General features: G+C 44.9%; 1 pseudogene. It reads left to right on the top strand.

What is annotated here, in order from left to right:
• A pseudogene (locus A3751_RS23030) lies at nt 1-543 on the top strand (hypothetical protein); the annotation flags it as partial.

Here is a 543-nt window from a genome sequence, read left to right as displayed (position 1 = left end):
CAAGAAGAAAGAAAAACCAAAACAGATCATCAAGAAAAAGGAAACAAAAGTAGAGCCCGAAAAACGGCCTGAGCCAAAGGTTGTAGAGAAACCAAAACCTAAGCCTGAGCCAAAAATCGTGAAAAAACCCAAACCAAAGATCAAAGCCAAACCTGAAGAGATTAAGGCGGCACGAGAGAAAGCACAAAACAGTGGATTACTCGCCATGAGTAGCCAGCTTTCAAAACTAAGCACTCTTGCTGAAAGCGTGAAACTCGATACACCAAAAACCGTGACAGCCAAACCAATTGCCCGAAAGGTCAATGACAAGCTTGCAGCAAATGCTTCAGCTACAACGCGTAGCGCGGGCGTTCAGGAAGCGGCGTTAAGTAATGAGACGAAGCAGATTAGTCTTGAAACTCGTGCGGTTACAACCGTAGCCGAGGCACAAGAGGTGATTGACGCTGTTGAACATGAAGAGACCATCGCACAAAGAACAGCACTTGACCGTTCTACCGAAGATATCCGACGAACCATAGATGCAAATAAATCTTCAATACATAG

Source organism: Oleiphilus sp. HI0080, from assembly GCF_001635135.1.
Note: the sequence above shows the minus strand (reverse complement) of the source record. Positions and strands in the feature narration are given on the sequence as shown.